This is a genomic window from Ruminococcus sp., from assembly GCF_017650195.1.
Classification (GTDB): Bacteria; Bacillota; Clostridia; order Oscillospirales; family Ruminococcaceae; genus Ruminococcus.
Genome location: NZ_JAGCFH010000046.1, coordinates 1 through 6,782, shown reverse-complemented (window position 1 = coordinate 6,782; position 6,782 = coordinate 1). Strand labels below are relative to the sequence as shown.

The following is a 6,782-nucleotide window of genomic DNA, read 5'->3' as shown; positions in this document are numbered from 1 at the left end:
GTTCCATAAAATGACAGGCGTTCATATGTGGGTGTATACTGTCACCGACTGGCTTGGACTTGTGCCAATCTTTATCTGTATGATATTCGGAGTTGTCGGTCTGGTTCAGCTCATAAAGCGGAGAAGTTTTCTTAAAGTTGATAAGGATATTATCCTGCTTGGTATTTACTATATCCTTGTGATATTTGGTTATCTCATATTTGAGATGATACCTATAAACTACCGACCGATACTTATAGAAGGACTTATGGAGGCTTCGTACCCGTCTTCAACAACGCTTCTTGTTATGAGCGTAATTCCCACGCTGGATTTTCAGGTACATCGCAGGATAAGAAATACTAAAGTCAGATATGGACTTTATTCGTTAACATTCCTATTCACGGTGTTTATGGTGGTGGGACGCACTGTTGCGGGAGTACACTGGCTGACAGATATAGCAGGCTCTGTTCTGCTGAGCTCTGGACTGTACTTAGTCTCTCCTCAAATTTACCCTCTCATTTTTCATTTTTGATAGTAGAAAATTGAGAGCTTTAGAGGACGTTGCTTATTGAGGAGACACTAATTATTATGTTTGATTGCATAACAATGAAGAAAAATAATATACTAATAATCATAAAAAATCTTCTCCAAATATAGTCAAAATATAAAACATCTATCGCTATTCAAACTTTAGTGGTTCAAATTACAATAGATGTTCTATTTCAAATGCAGCTATTCTTTTCAAGAAATAAACGAAGCTGCTTTTTCGTTTTGAATATAATATTAGATACCCTGAAAGAAGTAACATTTAGACTTTTGCCTATCTCTTTTACAGAATCACCGAAGAAAAATCGCCTTACGAAAATTTGACGTTCAAGCTTTGGCAGTCCTGATAAAAAGGTATTTATTTGCTCTTTCAGAAAATTTCCATCATACCCTTCTTCCGCATTTCCTACATCGGAAATGTAATCGCAGAGTTCATCAAATGATGTTCTTGGATAGTCTCTCTTTTTTGAACGGGCATATTCAAGTTTTTTTATAGCATGATTACGGGCAATTCTGCAACTGAATGCTTTAAGATTCTCCGGATGATGTTTAGGAACTGATTTCCACATATTTAACAGGAAATCATTGTAACATTCTTCCGCATCCTCATAAATATGTAGGTGATTTGAGATTAGCTTATGGCATAAATTGCCATACTTTTTTTCTGTGAATCTTATAGCTTTTTCAGGTTCTGTACTGTAAAGATCAACTATCAGATCATCACTTACTTCATCAATATTATTCATCATCTTTTATTATATACGGATCAGTAACTGCATTTGTTAGAAATTGATACTCCATATAAGTATATGCTTCATCACTTGGACGCTTCTTTAGTTTAAACCCTTCAAGCAATTCTTTCTCATCTACGGAACATTTTTCATGTTCCGCAAGAGCACCAACTACCAACATTTTTTTGATATAATTTTCTCCCTGTTGATAACAACTATCAAAAAATTGCTTCTCAGACATATGAAGGTTTTCAGTATAATAAGTTTTTAAATCTTTATTATAAAGATATGCTTCATTAATATAGCTATTGACAATTGATACTGAATAATCAGTGACCTGTTTCTCGTCCATTTCAAACTTGCATTTATCAATTAACTTTTCTAAAATATCGTTTCGTGCACCTAAGACTGCGGCACCTTTATTTTCGGTATCAAGTGATTTTTTTAGGCTTTCAAGGTAATCTGAAACAGAATCTTCGTTAAAATTCTGCTTAACAAATTCATTGTTTAATTCAGGGGTCACCATTGTGCCTACATTCTTTACTGTTATATCATAGCGATACTCATGTCCTGAAACTTTTTCAAAAACTTCAAACGTTTCGCCTTTTGAATGACCTATCAATGATTTTACAACTATTGACTGATTATTTATGTCAATATATAAGCACTCATCATCGCTTGAAAATAATTCCTTATCACTTTCATATTTTACAATAGAACAATTAACATAGTCTCCCTCTTTAATCTGCTTTGACGATGAATATGCTTGGAATGAACTTTTCATATCAAGCTGATCAGAAACATAATCATCTATTTCTTTTTGACTTATCACACTATCAGAAATATCAATTTTCTTAATGTCATTCAAACCGTTTAACTTTTTAATTATAACATTATTTATATTATTTGTCAAGTAATATTGTGAACATTATGTGAATATTTTTGCGTAACCTAAATATTTCTATGAGTTTTCGTACATATAAAACAGATGGGAACAATTAAACTTAACCCACTATACGACCAAAACTATATTGAAAGGAATAGTGATCTTTATGAAACGACATGAAATCAACGGTATGCTTAATGGCATAGATGACAAATTCCTCAACGAATCTATGCATGAAAGTGTAATCAAGGGAAAAAAAGGAAAAAGCAAAAAAATTGGTATTATTGGTACAATAGCAGCGTGTTTCTGCTTTATCTCCGGAACTGTATATCTCACAGGCAAGCCTTATAGCACTGCCACTCAATTAGGGGTAAGGCTTTCAAACGATGGAGTCACTATGTGCTATGAACAAGAAGATCTTATTAGATTTGACAGCTTAATGTTAGGCAGAAAAAAAGGACAAAAAATTGATGAATTCAGTGATGAGACCGTTAGCTGGTATAAGATCGAAGGTTCAGATAACTTAAAAACGATAATACGCGATGACGGGAATAATTTATCTAAATGGAAGTTTATTGACTATTCGTTTGATGAAGAGAATATCAAGAACATGAAATGGATAGTTGAAAATGTATTTGGAGTAAATTCTGCGAATGATATTAAAAAATTAGCTGTAAATGATCAAGAACGCGAATTAGACGATAGTCAGAAAACAAAGCTTTATAACTATCTTTTAGAATTAAAATATCCCCAAAATGATGATGAATTTTCATTGTTAGAAAAAGTACAACGTGATAATGACGCAATAAACATAAATATCATCACTGATAAAGATACATTACATTTCTTGATTCATCCAAATGACAACGTACTTCAGCTTAACGAAGACAGAGTATATTCTTTATTTACCATAATGCAAGATGAAGAATTCAACAACTGACAATGCAACGATAAGTTTATTATTTCAAACAGATATTTGTTCAGCTAATACCTCAGATTACAGACTGCCATTACATAGTCGCAGAACTGGCAGTAATAACACATTCAGATTAGGTTCAAGAGATCACTTCAAATCCTGGTCACTTTTCGGAAAACTATCGTGGGATAGCGAAAGAAAAATGATAGGTGCTGTTCCACTGATCATTACAAATATGCGCTCATAGTTAATAATATCGTTTCTGGAAACAGGGAATTTAATGCCTTGTTTCTTTTTGAAAAGCTATTGACAAACATAAAATAGCATGTTAGAACCCGAGTTTGACGGAAAAATGATAAAAACCTTGGGGTCGTCGCTCTTTTGAACGGCGATTTCAAGGCTTTTTTGCTATAGACCTGGATAAAATAAAAGGTGACATTATGTATTACAATTATGACCTACAGTGACTTATGCTGACTATTCTGTTTTCTACAGAATGTGTGTTGCTTTCAAACATATACTGCTGCTGTTCATAAACTGTTGTAAGGATATCAAGAAGCTCTGCATCAGAAGCAGACAGAATTACATTGTTGTTTTCGAGAAGGTTTTCCATATATCCAAGATCACGTCGAATGTACTGAAGCTGCTTTTTAATAGCTTTCCTGATTTTTTAGCTCCACGCTTCCTGCATTTTGCAAATGCACGATAATCCTTACGTGCCTTTTCTTTGTACATTCTTGGTCTGTAAAAGCCATTGTCATCAGAGATCCTGCATAGCATATCTTCAAGTTTTTCACGGGCCTCATTAAGCAGTTCAACATCCTGAGGATATTTTTATATTCTGAGGAGCACAAGTTGCGTCGAGTATAAGTGTTCCGCTATTTGCAGAGGAATCAGAAGTATTATCTGTATCGTTGCTGTAAATGGTAAAATAAGAATGCAGTAAAAACGGCATATAAGTATGTCGGAAAAACTACATTCTTATTTTACCATTTACACTTGACAAATTCCTTGCTTTGTGCATGGTACTCCTCAGGAGAAATTTCAGAGAAGGTATTGACAAGTATCTGATTTTGTGATATGGGAGAGTTTCTGCATCTTGGTATTGTTTTCATTATATAACATCATCCTTTCGATTTTATTCATAACAACAAAAAAAGCCCCGTACCAACGGTGTATAAACACCGTTGATACGAGGCTCTGTTTTTTTATTGGATTTTATCCTACTTCAAGACAAAACACCATTTTAATATCTCGCCACTGATTTTTCCTTAAATAGCTTCCATGAGCCTTTTTATAGGCTTTCGCCATTTCATAGGTTATTGGAAACTCCCAAGAAATCGTGACTTTATGACTCCTACTTAGAAGCGATAGCAGCCTGAGCAGCAGCGAGACGAGCGATCGGAACACGGAAAGGTGAGCAAGATACATAGTCAAGACCAATCTTGTGGCAGAACTCTACAGATGTAGGATCACCGCCGTGCTCACCGCAGATACCGCAGTGGAGCTTGGAATTAACTGGCTTACCGAGCTTGATAGCCATTTCCATGAGCTTGCCAACACCTGTCTGGTCGAGCTTAGCGAAAGGATCATTCTCGAAGATCTTCTTGTCGTAGTAAGCGCCAAGGAACTTGCCTGCGTCGTCACGTGAGAAGCCGTATGTCATCTGTGTAAGGTCGTTAGTACCGAAGCAGAAGAAGTCAGCGTTAGCAGCGATTTCGTCAGCTGTAAGAGCAGCTCTCGGGATTTCAATCATTGTACCAACTTCGTACTCAAGGTTAGCACCTGCTTCCTTGATAACAGCGTCAGCAGTCTCAACGACTACCTTCTTTACGTACTTGAGCTCCTTAACGTCGCCAACGAGCGGGATCATGATCTCAGGCTTAACTGTCCAGTCAGCGTGCTTCTTCTTAACGTTGATAGCAGCCTTGATAACAGCTTTTGTCTGCATTGCAGCGATTTCGGGATATGTTACAGCGAGACGGCAGCCTCTGTGACCCATCATGGGGTTGAACTCGTGGAGTGAAGCGATGATGTTCTTGATATCAGCAACAGTCTTACCCTGAGCCTTAGCGAGAGCCTCTATGTCAGCTTCCTCAGTAGGAACGAATTCGTGGAGAGGAGGATCCAGGAAACGGATAGTAACCGGGTTGCCTTCGAGAGCTTCATAGAGAGCCTCGAAGTCGCTCTGCTGCATAGGTTCGATCTTAGCAAGAGCAGCTTCTCTTCCTTCAACTGTATCTGAGCAGATCATCTCACGGAAAGCGGCAATTCTGTCAGCCTCAAAGAACATGTGCTCTGTACGGCAGAGACCGATGCCTTCAGCGCCAAGCTCTCTTGCCTTCTTAGCGTCTGTAGGAGTATCAGCGTTTGTACGAACCTTAAGAGTCCTGTACTTGTCAGCCCAAGCCATGATTCTTCCGAACTCACCTGCGATCTGAGCGTCAACTGTAGGAATGATACCATCGTAGATGTTACCTGTTGTACCGTCGATAGAGATATAGTCGCCTTCCTTGAAGGTCTTGCCTGCAAGCTCGAACTTCTTGTTAGCTTCGTCCATCTTGATGTCGCCGCAACCTGAAACGCAGCACTCACCCATACCACGAGCAACAACAGCAGCGTGTGATGTCATACCGCCGCGAACTGTCAGGATACCCTGAGCAGCCTTCATACCTGTGATATCCTCAGGTGAAGTCTCGAGACGAACGAGAACAACCTTCTCGCCCTTAGCAGCCCACTCAACAGCATCGTCAGCTGTGAATACGATCTTACCGCAAGCAGCTCCGGGTGAAGCGCCGAGACCCTTACCGATAGGAGTAGCAGCCTTGAGAGCCTTTGTATCGAACTGAGGGTGAAGAAGTGTATCGAGGTTTCTGGGGTCGATCATTGCAACAGCTTCCTGCTCTGTCTTCATGCCCTCGTCAACGAGGTCGCAAGCGATTTTGAGAGCAGCCTGAGCAGTTCTCTTACCATTTCTAGTCTGGAGCATATAGAGCTTCTTGTTTTCAACAGTGAACTCCATATCCTGCATATCGTGGTAGTGATTTTCGAGAGTCTGGCAAACTTCCTTGAACTGAGCGAAAGCTTCAGGGAAGGTCTCAGCCATCTGCTGGATAGGCATAGGTGTACGAACGCCGGCAACAACGTCTTCGCCCTGTGCATTTGTGAGGAACTCACCCATGAGCTTCTTCTCACCTGTAGCAGGGTCACGTGTGAAGGCAACACCTGTACCGCAGTCGTCACCCATGTTACCGAATGCCATTGACTGTACGTTAACAGCAGTACCCCATGAGAAAGGAATATCGTTATCACGTCTGTAAACGTTAGCTCTTGGGTTGTCCCATGAACGGAATACAGCCTTGATAGCGCCCATGAGCTGCTCCTTAGGATCGTCAGGGAAGTCTACGCCGATCTTAGCCTTGTACTCAGCCTTGAACTGACCAGCGAGAACCTTGAGGTCGTCAGCTGTGAGCTCTACGTCCTGTGTAACGCCCTTTTCAGCCTTCATCTTGTCGATGAGTTCCTCGAAGTACTTCTTACCGACTTCCATAACAACGTCGGAGTACATCTGGATGAATCTTCTGTAGCAGTCCCATGCCCAACGTGGGTTATTGGACTTCTCAGCGATTACGTTAACAACATCCTCATTAAGACCGAGGTTGAGGATAGTATCCATCATACCAGGCATGGATGCGCGGGCACCGGAACGAACGGAAACGAGGAG

Annotated in this window: 5 protein-coding genes; 2 read left to right on the top strand and 3 right to left on the bottom strand. The window is 39.6% G+C overall.

Features of this window, described 5'->3' with window-relative positions; all coding sequences use genetic code 11:
* Window positions 1–511 (top strand): phosphatase PAP2 family protein (locus tag J6U00_RS02155; protein WP_296578220.1); only part of this gene is annotated, 511 nt, incomplete at its 5' end.
* A 190-nt stretch (window positions 512–701) separates the two neighbouring features.
* Here the strand turns inward: J6U00_RS02155 and J6U00_RS02150 are convergent.
* Complete coding sequence (locus tag J6U00_RS02150) at window positions 702–1,271, bottom strand: sigma-70 family RNA polymerase sigma factor (protein ID WP_296578215.1); 570 nt, start codon at window positions 1,269–1,271, stop codon at window positions 702–704.
* On the bottom strand, window positions 1,264–2,124 hold the full coding sequence (locus J6U00_RS02145; protein WP_296578212.1) for a hypothetical protein: 861 nt from the start codon (window positions 2,122–2,124) through the stop codon (window positions 1,264–1,266). The genes J6U00_RS02150 and J6U00_RS02145 overlap by 8 nt, the downstream gene beginning before the upstream one ends.
* A gap of 184 nt (window positions 2,125–2,308) precedes the next feature.
* Between J6U00_RS02145 and J6U00_RS02140 the strand changes: the two genes are divergently transcribed.
* Window positions 2,309–3,082 (top strand): hypothetical protein, encoded by a 774-nt coding sequence (locus tag J6U00_RS02140; RefSeq protein ID WP_296578209.1) that lies wholly within the window; start codon window positions 2,309–2,311, stop codon window positions 3,080–3,082.
* Window positions 3,083–4,415: 1,333 nt separating this feature from the next.
* On the opposite strand, the gene ppdK is transcribed toward J6U00_RS02140, so the two are convergent.
* Window positions 4,416–6,782: pyruvate, phosphate dikinase (gene ppdK, locus J6U00_RS02135; protein WP_296578207.1), on the bottom strand; the 2,367-nt coding region annotated here is incomplete at its 5' end.